Genomic DNA, 21,517 nt, shown 5'->3' on the forward strand with positions numbered 1-21,517 from the left:
TAACAGTGGCGGTGAAGGGACTCAACTGACCAACACCATTACGTTTATGCCAAGTACCCAAGAGTGGCGACCGCCGTATCGTTATAAACCGACGGCGGATGGCAATGAATTAGCTACGGTGGTTGGACCCCCGGGTGAAGAAATCTACACCAACGCGCAAGGTGCGGTGACGGTCTATTTTCATTGGGACAGACGTGGAAAAGCTGACCACAGCGCCTCCTGTTGGGTGAGAGTCGCACAGGGTTGGAACGGCGACGGGTTTGGTTTTATGGCGATCCCCAGAATAGGGCAAGAGGTAATAATATCCTATCTAAACAATGATATAGATAGACCCATCGTGGTTGGATGTACCTATAACGGCCGAAATCGTCCGCCAATAGACTTACCGAAAGACAAGACGCGCACCACATTTCGCTCAAAAACCCACAAAGGCGAAGGGTTCAATGAACTGCGCTTTGAAGATGATAACGGCAGGCAAGAAATCTACCTGCATGCGCAGAAGAACTTAGCCATTAATGTCCTGAATTCGCGTGGCGAACGGATTAATTATGACCGCACAACCAGTATTGGTCATGACGATGAGTTGGTGATCGCCAATAACCGCACTGTTACTGTTGAAGGTCATCAAGCGCATAAAACCACGGGCAATTATCAAAACAAAATTGATGGTGACCAGCACACCACGATTGAGGGCGATAGCGTTGAAGCCGTGCAAGGGGTGATTAGCACCAATGCACAAGGGGATATCACGTTGCAAAGCAGCAGTAAAATTACCCTGAAAGTCGGTGGTAGTTTTGTGGTGATCCACAGTGGTGGTGTTGATATTAAAGGCCCTGCGATAAACCTCAATTCAGGGGGCAGCCCAGGGGATATTTTACAAGCGACTAATCCAGCCGTATTGAAAGCCGCAGCCAGCACCGGTGCTGCCTTTGTGGCACATTGCCCAATGAAAGAAACCCAAGAGGAGGAATAATGGCTAAATTGGATACCTGCTATGCCATTATCGATGCGGCTTCTGAACCGGATGTTTTTACCTTGTTGGAAGAGTTCGATCCACCTGCCAGTTGCTTATACAGTGAGCCGATCCAACCTGAGATTGCTGAACTTGCGCCGTATTTGGTGGAAGCGACACCTGAGGTGAGAAAGTGGCTCAACCAACGCGATACGCCATGGGGCATTTATGTGTATACCCAAGCCACCATGCGTGAACTGCGGCAACACCTGCGTAAATATTTGATGGTGATGATCCCCGGTCAAGACAAACCAGTGTTTTGGCGCTATTACGACCCACGCAATGTATGGGATGTGCTCCGCACGTTTGATAACTGGCGTTTACATACTTTTTTAGGGCCAATCAAAAAACTGGAAACACAATTATGGGGTGAGCACGAAGAGTCTGATTTTGAATTAGAACGCCGCCGCTACCCTGAAAGCGTCAAACAAAGCGGTAAGTTGATGAAGTTTACTGCAAGCCAATACGCTGACATTGAGGGGGTGTTTGAGCGTCAATTTATCCGACGCGTCAGTTACTTTTTCCTTAATGCGCGAGTGTCGATTATTGATGAAGATGAATCGTTTTGCTTAGATGAATGGATTGTCAAAGCGTTTGAACGCCCACCATTAAACAGCGTGAAGTTAGATCAATATTACAGTGACCAATCGCAAGTGATCAGTTGGGAAATGGCATACGCATTGGTGAATTTTTGCCAAGCCAACGGCATCCACGATAAGCACTCCTATATGTTGCTGTGCTACATCTTGATCACTTACCGTATTTATCGGTTTGAAGATGTGCCAGAGGATTGGAAAAGTAGTTTAGCGAGTGAGGTTGGTTCTGGGGACTATCGTGTATCTAAGCTAGCAACTGACGTGCTTTTTGAAATTCCTAGCTTTAGTAATTAGTGTCACTATGAAGTAAATAATGGCTCTTATACTTATTTAGTACCTTAATGAAGATGATTTTAAGCCAAAATAGGTGAAATTATGTCTGCAATAATTCTCATAGATGATACGGATACAGGACATGGTAAATATGGAGCAACACAAGTTATTTCAGGCTCTTCAACGGTAAAAGTAGATGGGCGTTCTGTAGCCAGACAAGGTGATAGATTAGCTTCGCATGGTGGTCATTCTCGCGTTATTTCAGGTGGTTCAGGATCTGTGTTTATTGATGGGCTACCCGCTGCTAGAGATGGAGATGCTGTCAGCTGTGGTGGCTTATTGATCGGGAATTCTAGTGTGAATATTGGCTAAAAACCTATTTCAATGATCTACTTACCATAGCATTCAAAACTGTTATAACAGTTGATTGTATTGAGTGTGTATTAATCATAAGGAATGATTATGTCATCATTAAAAAAGATATACTCCGGAGTGATGGGGAAGGCTTGTCAGGAATGTAATATTCCACCTAATTGTATACTGGAGGCTTCAATAACCTTCGGAGATAAAACAGATGTTTATCGTAAAGAAAATCATTTTTTTAAGCGATATACCTATTTGATAGAACCAAAGAAAGGGCACAATGCGCCACTAAAGCTCACAGCTACGCCCATGAATTGTGTTTCTCATAACCCGAGTTGTCCTATGGGAAATGTTTTTAATGAAGATGGTTCACTATACGCGGATTTTTCAGCTCAAAAAAGCTTAGATGGAGTGCTTAGTTACCGTAAACCTATGTCTGGATTTTCTCTTGGGGAAAATAATCCTATCTCATTATTAGACAGTTTTATTTATCGTCAGTCTTTTATTGATGACCCTCGCTATCGGCAGCGTTATAGTATGCGATTGTCTGAATGCGGAGCTGTACCATTTTTAACTATCCCAAAAGCAATGAAGTTGCTGAGAGCATCTTTTAGCCCAATGACGCATGGTGCTGTCATGCTTTTTCAAGAAGGGCGACGACATCTAGCATCAGCGCAATTTGATCTTATTTTATATAGGGAACTTAAGGTTGGCGTTGAAATAGGTTTTGAATCAGAAATAAAAGATAAAAAAAGTGGTGATAGACAAGCTGAGCAAAAAGCTAAAAATATTGCTCGGGGATATAAACCTACACATGGAGGGTGGACTAAACGAACACATAAATATGATATAACGAGAGGATTAGGCATTAAAGGTGAAATCACGAGTATTACTGGGGATGAAGAAGTTACATTTAATGCAGAATTGAAAAAGGAATTTATTCAACATAAAAATAAGCTTGGCTTTACCAATAGCATAGATGTGGCCTTTGATAAAATAAACTCAGTATTAAGCAGTGGAAATAAAGTAAAATATCCTATAGTTAAGACTGAATTTTGTTATCCAACACTAAGTATCAATGGTGGAATAAAAACACATCAATCTTCTGATTATGGTGTTATCACACAAGGAAATTTGTCAGTTGGATTTGCTCCTCTTTTTGGCTTCCAAATTACATTAGATCTATTAACTGTTTTTGCAGCATATGCTCATATTGATTTTATTGTTAGTGATTTGAGAGCATCTTTGGAAGAAAAAAAGGAAGAAGTTGAAGAGGGAAAAGAAGGTTATTACGCGACAATGGAACTCACGCTAACTTTTAGTTTCGGTTTACATGGTAATTTTAATTTCAAAACTAATGATGAGGGAGATTTTGAGTCAGATGGGCGTAGTATCAAACTTCAAGGGGAACTAATTGGCAAGGCTCATTTAGAAGCTGGGGTGAATTATTGGGGGATTCAAGGGTTTTTCGAGATCGGAGCTGAGATTACAACTTCTTTACAGATCGAGTTTGATAAAGAAAAAGGTGATGATTTAACTGCTGTTATTTATCATGATGGTATTACTGCAAAAGTTTATAATAATTATAGTGTTGGTAATAATAAAGATTCTAGAAAGTCAAAGGGAAATACAAATGGAAAAATTAGCGTTGATAAAGATATTAAAAAATGGGTGATTTATGAGGCGATGGACAAAGATGAATCAGAGTGGCGTTTTACATTGGGTTAAATTTATTTATTTCAGTGGAGTTATAATGTTAACAGCAAATTCAAATGCAGAAAGTATAATGAAGACAAACTATGTAGTAAGCTTTAATACCCATGATGCTTTTTGTATGGTGAAAGTTAATGATATACTGATAACAGATAATACAGATGCGACGCAAGGTAACTATATGGTTAGTAAAACAATTAGCTCATTACTTAATAATGGAGCTAATACATTAAGTGTCACGATGCCAAGTGATAGCTTAACAAATAACATGTGGTGCTCTGCTACAATTAAAGAGATAAATAATCAAACTACCTTGGTTGGTGTTAAATTAATAGTTGAAGATAAAGAAATTAAGCCAGATGAAAAATTCCATTCTAGTAAAGTAGATTATTTCGGTAGTAGCCCTAGAGCTAATAGTACGGAAGAAGGTATGCTTGAAATAACAAAAACATTCTTGGTGAAGGATTTGCCTGATTGGAATTGGACTAAAGGAAAGCCTATTACTGATAGAGACATCCCACAGGTTAAAGCCTTCTATCAATCTTTACAAGAAGCGTTTAAGCAGCAAGATTTAGATAAAATTTATGAAATGACTAAAGGTATGTGGGAAATTTTAGCAAAGGAACAGGGAAGTACTCCACAGAAAATGTGGGATTCGATGAATTTCAAAAAATTCTTTGAGCAAGGTTATAGGTATTCTCCTGTTGATTGGAATGAATATGAATTAAATTCATATATGAATGGACGAATTTTTCGTTATGAAGTTGGTTATGGTCGGATATCACCAATCGAAATTCAAACTCCGAATGGCGATTTTTTCTCATTAGACCCTTATTTATCTATCATTGATGGGAAAGTAACAGTAGTTCGCTAACTGGCATTTAATTACTATTTTTCGCACCCCATAAACAGACATTATTGTATCTATTTTTGGGGTTTCTAGCCTATAATGGATATTATAGTGTCTATTGTGAGGGCGATATGCAGTTACTATTAATCAATGATGTTGATGTCAGTAAGGCGTTTGCTGCACATTTGCGCTCGCAGCGTGAAAAAGCAAAAATGTCGCGCGATGCACTTGCTCATCGCAGTACGGTTCCTGCATCAACTATCAAAAAGTTTGAATTAACAGGCAAAATTTCTTTTCGGCAACTATTGTTATTATGGCAATGCCTTGATGATTTAACTCGGCTGTATACATTAGTTGATCCTGTGCAAATACAAAAAAATCGTATGCCAAAGACAATTGAAGAGGTATTAAAAGATGGTTTTTAAGCCCATTCAGCAGTTACAAGTGACGCGAAAATTGTCTACGGGTGAAGAGGTCGTTGTTGGCGTTTTGGCTCAAAATACACGAGATGTATTTTTTCAATATGATGCTGATTATATTGCTAACTATCACAACTTATCTCCTTTTAATTTAAAGGCAAACTCAGAATTACAATTATCACCTAAAAAGCCTCATGGGGGGCTGTATGGAATATTTGCGGATAGTTTACCTGATGGTTGGGGGAGGCTATTGCAAGATAGAGTTTTCAGACAGCAGGGGATACCAGTTCATGAAATAACCGCGATGGACAGATTGGCATTTGTGGGTGATCGTGGCATGGGTGCTTTATCTTATAAACCTACGTCAGACTATACACCATGTGATGAATATGATGTTTCATTGGCAAATTTGGGCTTAGAAGCTCAGGCTGTTTTTGATGGGCAAACTGATGAAGTATTTGCTCAATTAGTCGCGGCAGGTAGTTCAGGCGGTGCTAGGCCTAAAGCTCAATTGTATTTTGCAAAAGGTGATTTTGCACATTGTCGTACTTATGAAAAATCAGGTGATGAAGCTTGGTTGGTTAAGTTTACTTCCAAAAACTTGCCTCTTGGTCATGATGAAGGTTTATGTGAATCTATTTACCTGACGCTAGCCAAAATGGCTGATCTTGATCCCCCTGAATGGCGCTTGATTGATGCTCCAGCGCAAAGTGGTGCGAAAGCATGGATAGCGTTGAAACGTTTTGATTGGGTGAGCAATGGTGTTAGTGGCCCATCTGGTAGATTAGTGATGCATAGTGCATGTGGTTTGCTTGATGCTGATTTTAGAGAGCCATCTTTGGATTATGCAACTCTGATAAAAGTGAACCGTATTTTGTGCCAGTCTGTATATGCAGGGCAATTGCAATTTACAAGAGCGATTTTTAATTTATTCGCAGCTAACCAAGACGATCATAGTAAAAATTGGTCGTTTATACAGGCTGATGATGGCCGATGGTCACCAGCCCCATTCTATGATGTTACATATAATCCGAACGCGATGAATGAACATACAACATCATTTTTGGGTTTTGGCAAGAAACCTCCACGAGAGACAATACAAAAGTTGGCAGAGGATGCAGGCTTTGCTAATTGGGAGCAAGCACGTATTTGTATTCAAAAAATTGTTGATGCGTTATCTTACTTTCCAAAACTGGCTCAAGAAATATCAGTATCAAAAACAATACAAAAAGAGATTGAACAAACTCTTACTGAAAGGCGTAAGAGTAATGCTGTATTATTTGAGAGATAAAGTGGAGGAGACCACTTTATCTCTCCCAAACATCACTCACCCAGCAACTTACGATAAATCGTTAAATACCTCTCGGCGGATTTATGCCAACTGACATCTCTTGCCATCGCATTTTTTTGTATTTGCTGCCATTGTGTTGGCGATTCCCACAGCGCAAATGCGCGATCAATCGCTGCTTTTAAATCCGCGGGATCGCTGTCATGAAACACAAATCCGGTTGCGGTTTTATGTTTAATCGCCTCCAGTGAGCAGTCTGTCACCGTATCCGCTAAGCCACCCGTATGGCGCACCAGAGGTAAGGTGCCATAGTGTAGTGCATACAGTTGAGTCAAACCGCAAGGTTCAAAACGGCTTGGCACCATCAACACGTCCGCTCCGGCAATAATTTGATGAGATATGGGTTCGTCGTAGCCAATAATCACGCGGATCTGATCGGGGTACTGTGATTGAACATGGCGATAGGCATCTTCCAGATCGTGATCACCACTACCGAGTAAAATAAATTGGCTGCCAGCGCTAAGGAGATCAGGTAAAACATCGAGGATCAGATCTAAACCTTTTTGGCGAGTCATGCGACTGACAACAGCAAACAGCGGCTGATCAGTTTGTTGAGCTAAGCCAAGTAATTTTTGGATAGCAAGTTTGTTTTTCGGTTTGTTTTTTAGGCTGCGGCTACTATATTTTTGCGCAATCAATTTATCGTGAACGGGTGACCATACGGCAGTATCGATGCCATTTAAAATTCCACTCAGCCGCTGTTCTTGATTGAGTTGGTTTAATAAGCCATCGAAACCATACGCATAATGGGGATCTAAAATTTCTTTTGCATAGGTTGGGCTGACGGCATTGGTGTGGTTAGCATAAAACAAACCTGCCTTCATAAAAGAAAGCTGGCCATAAAATTCTAAACCATTCACATTAAAAAACTCAGGTGGTAACCATAATTCATGAATATGATGTGGCGAAAATAGCCCTTGATAGGCGATATTGTGAATGGTGAACATGCAACGGGCAGGGTAACCATAGGCGGCCAGATAGGCGCAAGCCAGTGCCGCGTGCCAATCGTGCGCATGGACGATTTCTGCCCGCCATAGTGAATCACAACCTCTAGCAAGCTCTGCCGCAACAAAACCTAATACCCCAAATCGGCGATAGTTATCATGATAAGCATTGTTATAGCCGTCGTGGTATGGGCTACCTTCACGTTGGTATAAGTGTGGCGCATCAATGATATACATGGGTATGTCTTGATATTGGCTGTAATAGAGCGTGATTTCGCCTGCGTAAGTATTCAATGTGGTGACTTTTTGTTTATTGGTGGCTTGATTGATGATCGCAGGGAAACCGGGCAGCAATACCCTTGCATCGGTACCATGTTGTCTTTGTGCGGCAGGTAGCGCAGCGACCACATCCGCTAAGCCACCGGTTTTGACTAAAGGAAAAAATTCGGCAGAAACATGTAATATTTTCATTTTGACTCCTTACTTCTGTCTCGAGGCTAGCCGTATATTTTTTACTGGTGACTTAAGCTTGAAATACAGTGTTGATAGCGGAGGAAGCGTTAACTCGATTGAGTGGTCGCAACCGTGAGTTTTGATCGGCTGGCTGGTCATTGATGCCGTGGTTTGCGCATCACTTCCACCATAAACATGAGCATTGCTGTTGAGTATGATTTGGTATTCACCCGCGGTTTTGACGCCAATACGGTAATGTTCACGCATCACTGGGGTGAAATGGCTCACCACAAAGAGTGCATCGCCATTGGCAGCGTAACGAATGAAAGTAAACACAGAGTTATCGTGATCGTCGACGATCAGCCATTCAAAACTTTCTGGGTGATGATCATGATCGTATAGTGCAGGCGTGTCGCGATAGATGAAATTGAGATCTTTCACAAAACGTTGCATGCCTGCATGGGGGCTAGTGGGGATGTCGATCAGCTCCCAATCTAGTTGTCCATCGTGATCCCATTCACGCCATTGCGCAATTTCCCCTCCCATGAATAGCAGTTTTTTGCCTGGATGTGCCCACATAAAGCCATAGTAAGCACGCAGTGTGGCAAACTTTTGCTCAGGGGAGCCTGACATTTTACGCAACAATGAGCCTTTACCATGTACCACTTCATCGTGGGATAACGGCAAAATAAAGTTTTCGCTCCATGCATACATCACGCTGAAGGTCATTTTATTGTGATGAAATTTGCGAGCAATCGGGTCGAGCTCTAAATAATCGAGGGTGTCATGCATCCAACCCATATTCCATTTGTAGTTGAAGCCTAATCCACCAATAGAAGGGGGGAGTGTGACACCTGAAAAGTTGGTTGATTCCTCTGCTGCCATTAACACATCTGGCTGAATTTGATGCAGTAACTCATTGGTGTGTTGTAGTAAGCTAACCGCTTCAAGGTTGACGTTACCGCCATATTCATTGGCGATCCACTCACCATCAGGTCGGCTATAATCGCGGTAGACCATGGATGCAACCGCATCGACCCTTAATCCATCAAATCCAAAACGTTCGACCCAATACACTGCGTTATCTGCTAAAAATCGGCGAACTTCAGGGCTACGGTAGTCATAAATCAGAGTGCCCCAATCACGATGCCGGCCTTCCTTTGGGTCGGCATATTCATAGAGTGCGGTGCCATCGAAGTTTGCTAAACCACTGGCATCAGATGGGAAATGGCCGGGCACCCAATCGAGGATCACATTGATACCTTGTTGATGTGCTTCATCGATAAAATCTATTAGGTCTTGTGGTGAGCCATAGCGGCTGGTTGGTGAGTAAATGCCTAATGGTTGATAGCCCCAAGAGCCATCAAAAGGGTGTTCGCTGATAGGTAAGATTTCGAGGTGGGTAAACCCCATTTCTTTTACATAAGGCAGTAATGTTGCTGCCAGCTCACGATAACTTAGCCATGTTGTGCCATCTTGTGCGCGTCGCCATGAACCTAAATGAACTTCATAAATAGACACAGGGGCATTGCGTTGATTTGCTTGAGCTTGTTGTTGAGTTGGATAACGTTTTTGTGGAAGAGGAGAAACAATCGATGTGGTATCAGGTCGTAATTGGCTGCGAAAGGCGTATGGGTCTGATTTAAACTGTAATTCGTCATTAGCATCGAGTATTTCATATTTATAACGTGTGCCTGCGCTGATGGCAGGTAAAAATATTTCCCAGACACCACTTTCAGGACGATAACGCATTGGGTAGCGACGACCATCCCAAAAATTAAAATCACCAACGATGGAAACTCGTTGTGCGTTGGGTGCCCACACACAAAAATGTGTCCCACTGATATCATCGAGTTGCCGTAAATGTGCACCTAACTTCTCAAATGAAAAAGTTTGCAGAGTGTCTGCATCGTTAAGTAATGCACCAAAGCGGTAGGGGTCTTCAATGATTTGCTGGCTATCACCCCAGTTAATCTGCAAGATATAGGTAAAGTTGGCCTCTAAAGAGGCAGTATGACCGCAAAAGAAACCACGTGGGTCAATTTGAGATAATTGAATAACCGGTGCCGCAGTGAATCGATCTAAAATAGTCACTTGTTGGGCATTAGGCAGTAATACGCGAAAATAGGTCACTTCTCCCGAGCGATGCATACCGAGAAATGAGAATGGGTCACGATATTTCCCTGCAAATAACTGATCAATGATCTGTTGCTGCTCAATTGCTTTCATCATCTCTCCTGAATGATCGAAGTTAACGCCTTTAAGTATAGTGATCTTGCTAGAAGGCAACTTGATTTTTCTTGTTCTATATAACGATATGGCTCACTAATTTGATGCTAAGAAAGATTGAGATAAATCAAAAGTTATCGAATTAGTCAGCAAATATAATTATAAGAATAAGTGTTAACGAGAGGTGTTGGTAAAAGTAATCAAAAATAGATGAATTAAAAATAATCTTGTTTGTCATGATAATAAATCGGCAGAGTAAAAAGTCAATAAAAATAATCTTTATAATTCATTATGTTAATGACTTTCCATTTAAGATGTTCTTGATTAAACATTATTATCATTTATAGATGAAAAATATAACACTCTAATTAGACGCAATATCAAAAATTAATATTGTTAAATGGAAATCGCTATTGCTTTATTAGTATTCCTCCGTAAAGATAAGGGTAGTGATTAATAAATGATTAAGACCCAGAGAGTTATTATGGATCAACCGACAAATTCAACAGAAACCAATCAAAAAACGAAAAATGAAACGCGTAGAAAACTTTGGATGGTAATAGCCTCCATTATTATTGTTTTACTGTTTGTTGCCTATGGCGCTTACTGGTTTTTGGTATTACGTTTTCAGGAATATACTGATGATGCGTATGTTTCAGGGTTGCAAATTCCCATTATTGCGCAAACAACCGGTAATGTAACGCAAGTTAATTTCGAAAATACCGATTTAGTTAAAGCGGGTGATGTGTTGGTGGTATTAGACAAAACCAATGCAACATTAGCTTATGAGCAAGCGAAACATGATTTAGCGACCACCGTACGTAAAACTAAAGAGCTGTATATTAATGGTGATGAGTATCAAGCTCAGATCCAAAAAAATAGAGTCTCACTTACACAAGCACAACAAGATTACCAACGTCGCGTGGCTTTAGGGCGTAGCGGTACGATATCAAAAGAAGATCTGCAACATTCTCAAGAAGCGGTACAGCTAGCACAAGCGGCCCTTGATATCTCTATTCAGCAATATAATGCTAACCGCGCATTATTGCGCAATACTGAGTTGAAAAAGCAACCTGCTATCCAGCAAGCAGCTGACAGCGTGCGCAGTGCATGGATTAATTTGCAACGTACTGATGTTAAAAGCCCGATGACGGGCTATGTGTCGCGTCGTAACGTGCAAGTAGGCTCACAAGTCAGCCCACAAGGGTCATTAATGGCGATAGTACCTGTGCAGCCTGTCTGGGTAGATGCTAACTTTAAAGAAACTCAGTTAGAAAAAGTGCGTATCGGGCAGCCTGTCACATTGACCAGTGATTTTTATGGTGACGATATTATCTTCACAGGAAAAGTCGTCGGTCTCGATATGGGAACCGGTAGTGCTTTCTCTTTGTTACCTGCACAAAATGCAACCGGTAACTGGATCAAAGTGGTTCAGCGTCTGCCTGTTCGCGTGGAGTTAGATCCTGAACAAGTGGCTAAGTACCCATTGCGCATCGGCTTGTCGATGAACGCAACCATTGATATTAAAGATGAAAATGGTCCGGTATTGGCTGAGGTTCAGCGTGAAACACCTGCATTTGAGAGTGATGTATTGGTACTGAAGCTCAATGAGGTCGATGTCGTTATCGACACTATCATTAACCAAAACGCGGATTAGCCCGAAAGGAGTGGATGTGGCCGATATTCAACCACTAAAGGGCTCAAAACTGGTATGGGCAACGATTGCATTGTCACTGGCAACCTTTATGCAGGTGCTAGACTCGACCATTGCTAACGTTGCCATTCCAACGATTGCAGGTGATCTCGGTGTTTCGATGTCTCAAGGGACATGGGTGATCACCTCGTTTGGTGTTTCCAACGCCATTTCAATTGCGATTTCAGGGTTCCTAGCCAAACGTTTTGGTGAAGTTCGTGTATTTTTGTGGGCAACGGCATTATTTACCATTTTCTCATTGTTGTGCGGCTTCTCTGATAGTCTTGGCATGCTGATTATGTATCGTGTGCTGCAAGGCGCTGTGGCGGGGCCGGTTATCCCGTTGTCACAAAGCCTGATCATGCGTTGCTATCCACCTAAAATGCAAAACATGGCGTTAGCATTTTGGTCGATGACTATCATTTTAGCTCCTGTATTCGGTCCTATTTTTGGCGGTTATATTAGCGATAACTTCCATTGGGGTTGGATCTTCTTTATGAACGTTCCTCTTGGGATTTTTGTGGTGATTGTTGGCTCAATCATTCTGAAAGGCATGGAATCGAAGGTAGTGAAAGTCCCGTTCAACGTGATTGGCTTAGCATTGCTGTCTGTTGGCGTTGGTTGTTTGCAAGTGCTACTGGATAAAGGGAAAGAGTTAGGTTGGTTAGCATCGAATGAAATTGTCATCTTAGCGGTGATCTCAGCGATTGCATTGGTGTTCTTAGTGATTTGGGAACTGACCGATAAAAACCCGATTGTCGAATTAGCGCTGTTTAAATCACGAAACTTTACCATCGGCACCATCTCAGTCAGCTTAGCCTATATGGCCTACTTTGGGGCAATTGTCTTGTTGCCGCAATTATTGCAAGAGGTGTATGGCTATACTGCGACTTGGGCTGGTTTGGCATTGGCTCCAATCGGGTTGCTGCCCGTGCTATTTTCTGCGCCGGTTGCCAAACTTTCTGACTTCCTTGATATACGTTGGATAGTCACCTTTAGCTTTGTGTTCTATGCGATCTGTTTCTTCTGGCGAGCCTATACTTTTGAACCAAGTATGGACTTTACTGCGGTCGTCTGGCCTCAGTTGGTGCAAGGGATGGCAGTTGCTTGCTTCTTTATGCCATTAACGACATTAACATTATCGGGGCTGCCACCTGAAAAATTAGCTTCTGCATCGAGTCTGGCTAACTTTTTCCGTACCCTTGCAGGCTCAATTGGAACTTCTATTACGACGACCATGTGGAGTGATAGGGAAGCCGTTCATCATAGTCAGTTAACGGATTACATTACTGATTACAATCCAGAGTCCCTTGAGATGTATAAAGAGATGGGTGCACATGGTTTAAGTAATGAGCAAACATCAGGTTTTATTGCGCAAGAGATCACTAGCCAAGGGCTGATTATTGCCGCTAATGAAATCTTCTGGTTATGTGGATGGGTGTTTATTGCGTTGATTATTACTGTTTGGTTTGCCAAGCCGCCATTTGGTAGCAAAGCGAATAAATAATGGATTAGGGTGCTAACTAGCACCCTAATTATTTATACTGTGGCTTGAAGTATGACGAGTATATTTTTATGGATAAACAATATTTAAAGTCGCTGACGTCTTTATGGTGCCTTGGGTGGCTCGCTTTGGATCCCATGCATAATAATAAGCCGCCATTGGAATACTAAAGTTAGGCTCTAATTGCCCCCCTGCATTGACATAAAACAGTGATGTTGCATTGCCACGGCTATTTGGATTTTGTGAGATGACAATAGGTGTGTTCGGCGTGCTGGTTTTGACTAAACGTATGCCAATACCTTGTGCCGCATTCGCTGTTTTATCGATCAAGACTGAATTATCGGAAGCAAGTAGGTTGTTGCTAGATAAAAAGATATCAATCGACCGCTCTGCAATATTGTTTCCCCCTCCAAGGTTTTCACAACGCATATTTAAGGCGAATGGTGTGTAGCCTGCATGAGGATCGTTGATCACTTGTTGGCGACTCAATGTGGGCAGGGTAACGACAAGACCCGAGTTTTTGAATACGCAGGTGGTTAATTTTGGGGCGTACTTTAAAATCAATGGCTGACCAAACATATCGCGATCATCATAAGGCCAATGGAACCCGTTAAATAACCACTGTAATATCTTAATAATTTGTTTTACTGGCCATAGCACAATGTCAAAAAATGACATGCCACTTAAATCTGTGACAAATAAGATATCATGCAGATTGACGGTATCACCACTCACCATGGTACCTGTTTTTGGTACCAGAGAAAATTTAATCGTGACTGGAGTATTGAGTTCAGAAGCAGAGTGCCTGCCAGTTTTTTTCAGTTTTTTATTAGGAATATCATTAATGATTTGCGCCCTAATATTATATTTTCCATTATTAAAACTTAATATGGTAGCGTACTTTTCATCGGTATTGAGGATCTTGGTGTAGCCAAATTCGCTTTGTACAGTGGAACAATTGAAACTCCCTGAATACTGGGTCGACATTGTGGTTACCCATTCAGGTGTTGCAGGCGTCAATTTATCTGACAGATCGATACTAATTGGCGGTGCATAGCTGACGCCTTGTTCATGGCAAATTGCATAGCTATAGCCACTAAAGACCATCAACAATAATAAAAGTGTGTGTTTTATCATAATATGAGTTCCATTATTGGCAAATGCCAGCAACGCTATCTAAATTTTCAGGCAAATGATTGATCACACAGTCACCATCATTCAGTTGAATAACGGCGGTTTCAGGGAAAGCCTCAGCTTTCAAATACAAGACACTGGCTTGGCCAACATAACCGATAGCATTACCGCTGAGGTCAGTAATTTCAGCGCCAAAAGGCAAGGCTTTGCCATCTTTTTGGAGGGCACGACTGACCCAAGTGTTGCGAGTATCTGTTTTGAATTTCACTAAATTCACTGAGCCTTCAATCGGCGCACTATTAGCAATATTGCCAATTACTTCAGCACCTTGAACATTTTCTGTGTTCGAGAGGGTGATAGAATTTTTACGATAAGGTGTGGCGTAAGGTACCAATGCAAGACCTTCTTTATTGGTTACAATACTTTGGTCACCATTAACCATCAGCCCTTGTGCTTTTGGCGCTTGTACTATGGTCATGGTGTTACCAATTTCATTGGAGGCAAGCACATCCCAAGGAATGGCGACTAGACTACCACGAGCGCTTAAACCTGTTTGGCGATAATCATTTGATTCACTGAGAGAGCTACCGACAGTCGAGACTGTTGAGCGATAAGCGACGTTTGCGCTAGCCATGTTTTGTCCGCCTTGCTGGTTACTTCCAGATAAGGAATAGCTGAGGCGGTTGGCTTCTAGTGCAGTGCCACTTAAAGAAACGGTACTTTGTTGATAATGAGAGTCTGTGGTGGTTAAACCCGTACTGACCCAGACATTATTATCGAACAAGGTCATTGGTAGGCTAACGGAAACATAATAACGGTTCTCTTCTTTGCCTTTACCATCACGGACTCTACTGGCGGAAATAGAGTAGCTGACATTGGCATATGAGTTCGCGTATCCCAGTTGATATTCACGTGTGGTTGGTGTCGTAGACCAGTAGTCTCTCTGAGAGCCTGAAATATAGGTGGTCCCCCAATTTTCAGGGAGGCGCTGGTTTAAGTTAATCGTAAACGTATTTTTAGGGCGCACGCCACGCATTGAGTCCCATGTATTCATATCAAAAGTGGGAGCCTCTTGATTAGGGCGAGACTCTTGAGCCTGCTTATCAAGAGCATCTTGATAGAAGCGATAACCTTCATGAGCATGGATTGAATCGCTAAAACTGTAATAGCCTTTTGTTGAATAACGGTAGGCCGCTAAAGTGAAGTTAGTGGCCGTGGTATCTAAGAATTTGCTGTATGAAACTCGCATGCTTTGCCCGCGGTGAGTTTCATTAGGTAGTTTAGTATTCGCATGGGTAACATCGACAGAAACAGCGCCAATAGGTAGGTTCCAACCTGTTCCAAGCAGATAGGCTTGATAATCTTCACTGGAGATAGTGCCTGCATAACCTGTTATCAAGTTATTAAAACCATACTCAACAGTGCCTTGGATAAACTCTGGTTGATAATGGCCACTTTCTTGATTCACCTTACCAGCCAGCAACGCATAATTGCTCACACCTTCTTTTAACATACCCGGTACAGCAGAAAACGGTACGGTGAACGACTGCTCCTGCCCATTGGCTTCTTTTACGATAACTAGCAGGTCACCGGCTGAGCCTGTTGGTTGGATATTATCGATAGTAAATTGCCCCGGTGGAACGTTTTCTTGATAAATAACGCTACCGTTTTGCATCACTTTTACTAGGGCGTTAGTTTGCGCAACACCTCTTACAACCGGTGCGAACCCCTGTTGTGATGTGGGGCGCATATTGATATCTGATGCAAGGGAAATGCCGCGGACACGTACTGAGTCAAACAGGGTACCTTGAGAGTAAAAATCACCTGCCATAAAGTTAGATTTATAGAGAGGTAAGGCTTTGCGTAAGTAGCGAGTATTGTTCTCCCACTTCAGGCTACTGCCTGAGTGTTTGCGCATTGAACTGCTATCACGAAACTGCCAAGAGCTAAGGTTAATGCCTGATTCAAAGCCTGCATAGATATCATCGCTAGAGGACTTATCACCATTTTTATTGTTAGTTTTATAGTAAGTGGCGTTATATGACAGCATAGCGGCGGGGATGCCACTTTCCCATGACTCGGGTGGAACATAACCGACCTCAGTTCGTAGTAAAAAGCTTTGTGGGATGGTCATTTTGATACTGAGTGTACTGATATCCACATCATAGCTACCACCCTGAACCAGTTGTTCTAATGTATAATCTTGAGTTTCTTCTGTTGCTTCTGGTAGCTTAATGCCTAGTAATGCAGCTTCTGTTTTACTAAGCAGAATTGTGTTGTGTTCATCTGTAAAAACAAATGGATAGCGGCCTTTCCAGTCGCCATTAATATAGGCATCCATTTCTTGGATACCGGCAGGCATACTTTGTTCTTTATAAAAGCGAGACAGGTTGGATTTCGCTGAATCACCCGCGAGCAAAGAGGTATCAAAATTGACTCCCCAGCTTTCCGATGTTCCGAGAAGCAGGAAAACTGCCATTAGGCGCCAATGATAGCCATGCAACTTCATTATTACAGATTCTCTTTTTCTATTTCGCAATCATTGACTTAGTTTTGTAAGCACCGAGATCATCAACATATAACAAACTGTAGTTTTGCTCTGACGTCACAGCTGTTTTTGCCGGAGCTAAGCTATTGGAAAATGGGGCAATCATCAGAGAATCAGCAAGCATTTTATTACCGTTTTTATCGCTAATATTTGCGATAGTGATGTAATAAGGGCTGTTATTGGTAATGCGGAAACTTTGATTTTCTGCTTTAACCGCCAGTTGTTCGACAGCTTGTTCTACACCTGCTTGCAATGATGTTGGTCGGTAAAAAAGTTTGATACGTGTTTTAATGGCTAGCTGCATGGTATTTTTACCTTGCAGATGATCAGGGGTTGGTGGAATGTCTAACACATTCAAATAAAAAACAGATTCGCGATCGCTTGGTAACGTCGCAGGTAGTTTTTTAATGCGTAATTGTTGACCTGCGTTGCCTGAAACTTTGACAACAGGTGGGGACAGTAAAAAAGGAACATTTGCTGTTTCAGGGGTAGAATTGATATCACCATCATCAATCCATGATTGAACCAATGCGGGATCATCACCGTTATTAATTAATTGAATGATGGTTTCGTTATTTTTCTCTGGATAAATAACACGAGTACCATTAACAACGATATTAGCGAATGCTGTATTAATGCTTATAAGTAAGGAAAATAAAATAATTAAGCGCATTTTTATAAACTCAGAGAGATAAGCTAGCCAAGCTAATATATTAACTTGGCTATATATACCCGTTATAATTCAAGTTGCAGCGCTTTTCGTTAAGGTATATGTGACTACGCTCACTCGCGCCAGTCACATAGTTTTCTATGCTCCTAGCGACTCACTCACTTGACGTCTTGCTGTAGCTCGAATTATTTTCGGTATATTAGTAGGTTATATATTATTTCAAGAAACATTATACGAGTTTAATTATTCATGTTAATTGCATACTTTTTCATGCTCTTAACCGTATTATGCCATCTTCGAAATATAACGAGTCTATTACAGATAAGAAATGGTATAAGTTACATTAGAACTTAAGCTACCGACTTGAGCCGGCAATGCATTCGTTTTGTAGTAATAAATATCTAATGCTAAAGTTTCAGGTGTTGCTTCATTGCCTTTAATATTTGTGACCAATGGCTGGTTTAATATTAGAGGAGTTTGATCTGTTGTTTTTGTAATAGCAAAGCCAACATTGCGCGCAAATTTTACATCACTTTCATTTACTGTTGTGTTCAGCAAATATTTACCGTCTGTAGAGATATTATTGGCGGAAGAAAAGTAAATTTTTAACGGTGCATCTGCTGTTTTGCTAGCAGGCGTACAGTTAGAAAAAGTTAAAGAAACTGTTTTTTTGTTCTTAGTGATGATACCTGGCTTGGTACCTGCTTCATCTACACTGATAGGGTTCAAAGCCACGGTAAAATCAGCGCTTTTGCCACCATTGATGGTACAAGTCGTATCAGTAATAGCACCGCTAAAGTTGATCACACCACCTGCTGAGCTATCTTCAGCCATTGCTGGGGTGGCTGCAAGGATTAATGCTGTCGCAGCAGATAATGCAAATTTGTTATTCATTTTCTTCTCCGAGAAGAGCTGTGTGTATGTCAATAAAAAGTAATAGCAAATCATTAAATTCCTGTTATTTACGGGAATTTAAACGAAGCTCGTGTAAAAATATTTATTAATTATCTAAATTTTAAATTAAATATAAAAATACCAAATCACGCTTTTGGCAAAGGTGTATTGGTATTTAGTTCTCATTTAAGTTTGAGATAAATTTGATTTATATCAATTTTGATAGGCGGCTATTATACGTGTAATCATCTGTTTAAAAAGAGGGTGAAATTTACGCTAATTAAATTTAAAAATTAAATATCGAGTTACGCTCTTAAATAGTCACCTATTACGTGTAAAAAGGCGTAATAAGAAATGAGATTGGAGTTTTATTTTGAAATTTTATTTATTTCAGAGTTATGTGTATTCTTTACCTTTAAATGTAGGGTTAAAAACTTGTTACTAACTATTTCTTTTTGTGAAATTATGTTTTTTTATTTATTTTAAATCAATACGTTAAATGAAATACCTCTTTTGAGGTAGTCTAATAATAATGATAAACGATAAAATTTCCTTATGATTTTTAATCTAAACATATGTGTTATTGTGATATTTTCGTCCAACAAATATTGTTATATAAAAATAAATCATTATATAAATTGGTAATTATCAACAAAAAATATAGTTGTTAATAATTATATTTACTTACAAAAATCGTATTTCTAGTTCATAAGTTAATTTAAGGCTGGTTAATTATTAACCTTTGAAAGGTTTTTTCTATTACAGCAATAGATGAAACCGTAATAAAGCCATATTATTTACAAGGTTTATTTTAAAAATAAACCAAATTAACTCAAATATCATTTGCTTTATATCTTACATATAACAATATCGGCACCGAGCTAGTAAACTTTATGACTAATTAGTTATTTTATTAATACCTACAGAATAGACTCGTCATCCTTCAATTTGCAGGGCCTTTTGCTAAGGTATAAGTGACCATGTTACGCTCGCCGAGCTACAATGTTTACCTATGCTCCCCGCCTAACTTTACTTATCGGCTACCGAGAAAATATGGCAAAAATATTAATCATTTTATTTTGATAGTGCATGATAATTTACTGCGTTACTATCATTTTGTTAATTATTTATGTGATATTCTTTTTTCAGTGCGACACATGAGCAGTTGCAGAAAAGTTAAATAGCTGATTTGGGAATAACCCCGTTGAAAACTAACTTTGGCCTATTTGGTTCTTCTTGAGTCAATGGCTCAACTTCATGAAGGCTTTGTTTACAGCGGATCACTAAGTGTTGGTAGTCGGCGGTGCCACTGCTTTTCCATGCAATTTCTTGTTCTGAGAGTGCTCGGAGAGCTTTTGCTGGAGTACCAACAATGAGCATATTGTCGGCAAATATAGCTTCCGCTTTGACAAAGGCACATGCGCCAACAATTGAGTTTTCGCCAATAACGGCACCATCCATAATGACACTGTTCATACCTACCAATGCATTACGCTTAATATGGCAGCCATGTAAGATAGCGCCATGACCAATGTGGCCATCCTCTTCAATGATGGTATCGAATTGTGGAAAACCGTGCATAACACAGTTGTCTTGAACGTTCGCGCCATCTTTAATAATTAAACGACCAAAATCCCCTCGTAAGCTTGCATTTGGGCCAATATAAACATTTTTGCCAATGATTACATCGCCAATGATCACAGCGGTTGGATGAACAAAACTGTCAGGGCTGACAACAGGTGTGAGCCCATCTATTTGGTAAAAAGGCATCGTGAACTCCTTCCGTTTAATTTTGCATTGCACCTGTTTATGCGGCGATCTCTTTTAATGCACCACCAAACCGCTTGAAATATAACGTCGTTGGCTGAGGTAGCTCCCCAACTGTCGTTTCACACATTTCACTAATATAGCGTGTTGCTGCTAGCTCGACGCGTTGATAAATATTCGTGCATAAGTTCCTTGCGATTTGCCCTTCCCATGGTGCAGGAAGTAGCTCGTCGGGTAATTGTGGATCTTTTAATACCACTCTACGGTAAAAGTGGATCAGTAATAAGCGTAGTTGAAAACAGTGTTCAGGGGAGATTTGTTCATCAGTTAATTCTTTAAGTAATAAGGCAAGTGGGCGAAATAAGGTAATGAAGTGGTGATAATGCTCTGCGACTTGTTGTAATGACCAACTGTCTGAAACCAGTTGTTTGAGGTTTTTTTCGGAGCGGCTATAGGGATAATCGGCGCGAAAATAAATGACTTGCTCAGTGGCATTCAGTTCATTAAGCAAAGTTGGGATGTCACCTTGAGCACTGCTAGGAGCCGCCATTAATGAGGTGTTAAATTGCCCAAACCCTAACCAACTTAACTCTTTTTTTAACCTGATTCTTTCGTCTTTATCTGCGGTTTCTAGCAATAGCAAATCCCATTTACCATCCCAATCAGGTTGCTCACTTTGATAAATTTTACTTTCTGCATGGCGAAATTGGTTTTGACCACGCCCAGAGATCCGATAGTAGCTGCGTCGACCGATCTTCTCAGTATCCAACCAGCCTTCTTTTTGTAAACGAAATACCGAAGTGCGCACAAAACGGTCAGTAAAACCCATCGGTTCTAATAAGTTAGTCAGACTGCCTAGCCAGACCTCACCGCCACGGTGATGCAGAGCATCACCGTAAAGAGAGATAATCAGCGATGTGCCGCTAATAGGTTGGCTTGTGAGCGCATGCTGTATAAATTGGCTAAGTTTGGTATCCATTTTTTGATTATCCGGCAAATTTTTGTATCATAAAAGTATGCGAACAGTAGACAATATCTATTTACAGACTTCAAGCTACAGCATCTGACTTGCAATATAGTGACGTCGCTTGCTCGTATCAGCCTCCG

17 protein-coding genes are annotated in these 21,517 nt (G+C 40.8%); 9 read left to right on the forward strand and 8 right to left on the reverse strand.

The annotated features are described in order from the left end of the window. From AC3Z9T_RS18035 to AC3Z9T_RS18065, 7 genes are all read left to right on the forward strand, one after another. On the forward strand, positions 1 to 973 hold a 973-nt coding region (locus tag AC3Z9T_RS18035; RefSeq protein ID WP_490127480.1), incomplete at its 5' end, for a type VI secretion system Vgr family protein. Next, positions 973 to 1,902, forward strand: coding sequence for a DUF4123 domain-containing protein (locus AC3Z9T_RS18040; RefSeq protein WP_490127481.1), 930 nt, complete (start codon positions 973 to 975; stop codon positions 1,900 to 1,902). The genes AC3Z9T_RS18035 and AC3Z9T_RS18040, both read left to right, overlap by 1 nt. An 81-nt stretch (positions 1,903 to 1,983) precedes the next feature. Further along, on the forward strand, positions 1,984 to 2,253 hold the full coding sequence (locus AC3Z9T_RS18045) for a PAAR domain-containing protein (RefSeq protein WP_490127482.1): 270 nt from the start codon (positions 1,984 to 1,986) through the stop codon (positions 2,251 to 2,253). 90 nt (positions 2,254 to 2,343) lie between these two features. Then, a complete protein-coding gene (locus AC3Z9T_RS18050; RefSeq protein ID WP_490127483.1) occupies positions 2,344 to 3,972 on the forward strand; it encodes a hypothetical protein in 1,629 nt (542 codons plus the stop codon). A gap of 25 nt (positions 3,973 to 3,997) precedes the next feature. Continuing rightward, positions 3,998 to 4,831: a hypothetical protein gene (locus tag AC3Z9T_RS18055; protein WP_490127484.1), complete on the forward strand. Its 834-nt coding sequence runs from the start codon at positions 3,998 to 4,000 to the stop codon at positions 4,829 to 4,831. Positions 4,832 to 4,938: 107 nt separating this feature from the next. Continuing rightward, positions 4,939 to 5,232: a helix-turn-helix domain-containing protein gene (locus tag AC3Z9T_RS18060; protein ID WP_490127485.1), complete on the forward strand. Its 294-nt coding sequence runs from the start codon at positions 4,939 to 4,941 to the stop codon at positions 5,230 to 5,232. Beyond that, complete coding sequence (locus tag AC3Z9T_RS18065; RefSeq protein ID WP_490127486.1) at positions 5,222 to 6,517, forward strand: type II toxin-antitoxin system HipA family toxin; 1,296 nt, start codon at positions 5,222 to 5,224, stop codon at positions 6,515 to 6,517. Before AC3Z9T_RS18060 ends, AC3Z9T_RS18065 begins: the two co-directional genes overlap by 11 nt. Before the next feature lie 32 nt (positions 6,518 to 6,549). On the opposite strand, the gene glgA is transcribed toward AC3Z9T_RS18065, so the two are convergent. After that, positions 6,550 to 7,989: a glycogen synthase GlgA gene (gene glgA, locus AC3Z9T_RS18070; RefSeq protein WP_490127487.1), complete on the reverse strand. Its 1,440-nt coding sequence runs from the start codon at positions 7,987 to 7,989 to the stop codon at positions 6,550 to 6,552. A 9-nt stretch (positions 7,990 to 7,998) separates the two neighbouring features. Then, positions 7,999 to 10,200 carry a 1,4-alpha-glucan branching protein GlgB gene (glgB, locus tag AC3Z9T_RS18075; protein ID WP_490127646.1) on the reverse strand — a complete coding sequence of 734 codons (2,202 nt, stop codon included), beginning with the start codon at positions 10,198 to 10,200 and terminating at the stop codon, positions 7,999 to 8,001. A gap of 484 nt (positions 10,201 to 10,684) precedes the next feature. Between glgB and emrA the strand changes: the two genes are divergently transcribed. Together emrA and AC3Z9T_RS18085 are read left to right on the forward strand one after the other, a co-directional pair. Further along, positions 10,685 to 11,857, forward strand: a complete 1,173-nt coding sequence (gene emrA, locus AC3Z9T_RS18080; RefSeq protein ID WP_490127488.1) for a multidrug efflux MFS transporter periplasmic adaptor subunit EmrA — start codon at positions 10,685 to 10,687, stop codon at positions 11,855 to 11,857. A 16-nt stretch (positions 11,858 to 11,873) separates the two neighbouring features. After that, complete coding sequence (locus AC3Z9T_RS18085) at positions 11,874 to 13,400, forward strand: DHA2 family efflux MFS transporter permease subunit (protein ID WP_490127489.1); 1,527 nt, start codon at positions 11,874 to 11,876, stop codon at positions 13,398 to 13,400. A 66-nt stretch (positions 13,401 to 13,466) separates the two neighbouring features. Here the strand turns inward: AC3Z9T_RS18085 and AC3Z9T_RS18090 are convergent, their stop codons facing one another. The 6 genes from AC3Z9T_RS18090 to paaX all read right to left on the reverse strand — a co-directional run bounded on the left by AC3Z9T_RS18090 (position 13,467) and on the right by paaX (position 21,389). Then, positions 13,467 to 14,534: a fimbrial protein gene (locus AC3Z9T_RS18090; protein WP_490127490.1), complete on the reverse strand. Its 1,068-nt coding sequence runs from the start codon at positions 14,532 to 14,534 to the stop codon at positions 13,467 to 13,469. A 13-nt stretch (positions 14,535 to 14,547) separates the two neighbouring features. Continuing rightward, on the reverse strand, positions 14,548 to 17,040 hold the full coding sequence (locus AC3Z9T_RS18095) for a fimbria/pilus outer membrane usher protein (protein ID WP_490127491.1): 2,493 nt from the start codon (positions 17,038 to 17,040) through the stop codon (positions 14,548 to 14,550). A gap of 19 nt (positions 17,041 to 17,059) precedes the next feature. Beyond that, complete coding sequence (locus AC3Z9T_RS18100; protein WP_490127492.1) at positions 17,060 to 17,752, reverse strand: fimbrial biogenesis chaperone; 693 nt, start codon at positions 17,750 to 17,752, stop codon at positions 17,060 to 17,062. A 312-nt stretch (positions 17,753 to 18,064) separates the two neighbouring features. After that, positions 18,065 to 18,643, reverse strand: a complete 579-nt coding sequence (locus tag AC3Z9T_RS18105) for a fimbrial protein (RefSeq protein WP_490127493.1) — start codon at positions 18,641 to 18,643, stop codon at positions 18,065 to 18,067. A 1,176-nt stretch (positions 18,644 to 19,819) separates the two neighbouring features. Continuing rightward, a complete protein-coding gene (gene paaY, locus AC3Z9T_RS18110) occupies positions 19,820 to 20,413 on the reverse strand; it encodes a phenylacetic acid degradation protein PaaY (protein ID WP_490127494.1) in 594 nt (197 codons plus the stop codon). A gap of 37 nt (positions 20,414 to 20,450) precedes the next feature. Further along, entirely contained in the window at positions 20,451 to 21,389 is a 939-nt protein-coding gene (paaX, locus tag AC3Z9T_RS18115; RefSeq protein WP_490127495.1) for a phenylacetic acid degradation operon negative regulatory protein PaaX, read from the reverse strand. Positions 21,390 to 21,517: the final 128 nt, after the last annotated feature.

It is taken from the genome of Providencia sp. 6390, assembly GCF_058148425.1.

Bases quoted from the DNA above. Each gene is read 5' to 3' on its own strand.
- AC3Z9T_RS18045 (WP_490127482.1), top strand. From the start codon at position 1,984: ATGTCTGCAATAATTCTCATAGATGATACGGATACAGGACATGGTAAA.
- AC3Z9T_RS18065 (WP_490127486.1), top strand. From the start codon at position 5,222: ATGGTTTTTAAGCCCATTCAGCAGTTACAAGTGACGCGAAAATTGTCT.
- glgB (WP_490127646.1), bottom strand. From the start codon at position 10,200: ATGAAAGCAATTGAGCAGCAACAGATCATTGATCAGTTATTTGCAGGG.
- AC3Z9T_RS18060 (WP_490127485.1), top strand. From the start codon at position 4,939: ATGCAGTTACTATTAATCAATGATGTTGATGTCAGTAAGGCGTTTGCT.
- AC3Z9T_RS18055 (WP_490127484.1), top strand. From the start codon at position 3,998: ATGTTAACAGCAAATTCAAATGCAGAAAGTATAATGAAGACAAACTAT.
- emrA (WP_490127488.1), top strand. From the start codon at position 10,685: ATGGATCAACCGACAAATTCAACAGAAACCAATCAAAAAACGAAAAAT.
- AC3Z9T_RS18100 (WP_490127492.1), bottom strand. From the start codon at position 17,752: ATGCGCTTAATTATTTTATTTTCCTTACTTATAAGCATTAATACAGCA.
- AC3Z9T_RS18050 (WP_490127483.1), top strand. From the start codon at position 2,344: ATGTCATCATTAAAAAAGATATACTCCGGAGTGATGGGGAAGGCTTGT.
- paaY (WP_490127494.1), bottom strand. From the start codon at position 20,413: ATGCCTTTTTACCAAATAGATGGGCTCACACCTGTTGTCAGCCCTGAC.
- AC3Z9T_RS18090 (WP_490127490.1), bottom strand. From the start codon at position 14,534: ATGATAAAACACACACTTTTATTATTGTTGATGGTCTTTAGTGGCTAT.
- AC3Z9T_RS18095 (WP_490127491.1), bottom strand. From the start codon at position 17,040: ATGAAGTTGCATGGCTATCATTGGCGCCTAATGGCAGTTTTCCTGCTT.
- glgA (WP_490127487.1), bottom strand. From the start codon at position 7,989: ATGAAAATATTACATGTTTCTGCCGAATTTTTTCCTTTAGTCAAAACC.
- paaX (WP_490127495.1), bottom strand. From the start codon at position 21,389: ATGGATACCAAACTTAGCCAATTTATACAGCATGCGCTCACAAGCCAA.
- AC3Z9T_RS18105 (WP_490127493.1), bottom strand. From the start codon at position 18,643: ATGAATAACAAATTTGCATTATCTGCTGCGACAGCATTAATCCTTGCA.
- AC3Z9T_RS18040 (WP_490127481.1), top strand. From the start codon at position 973: ATGGCTAAATTGGATACCTGCTATGCCATTATCGATGCGGCTTCTGAA.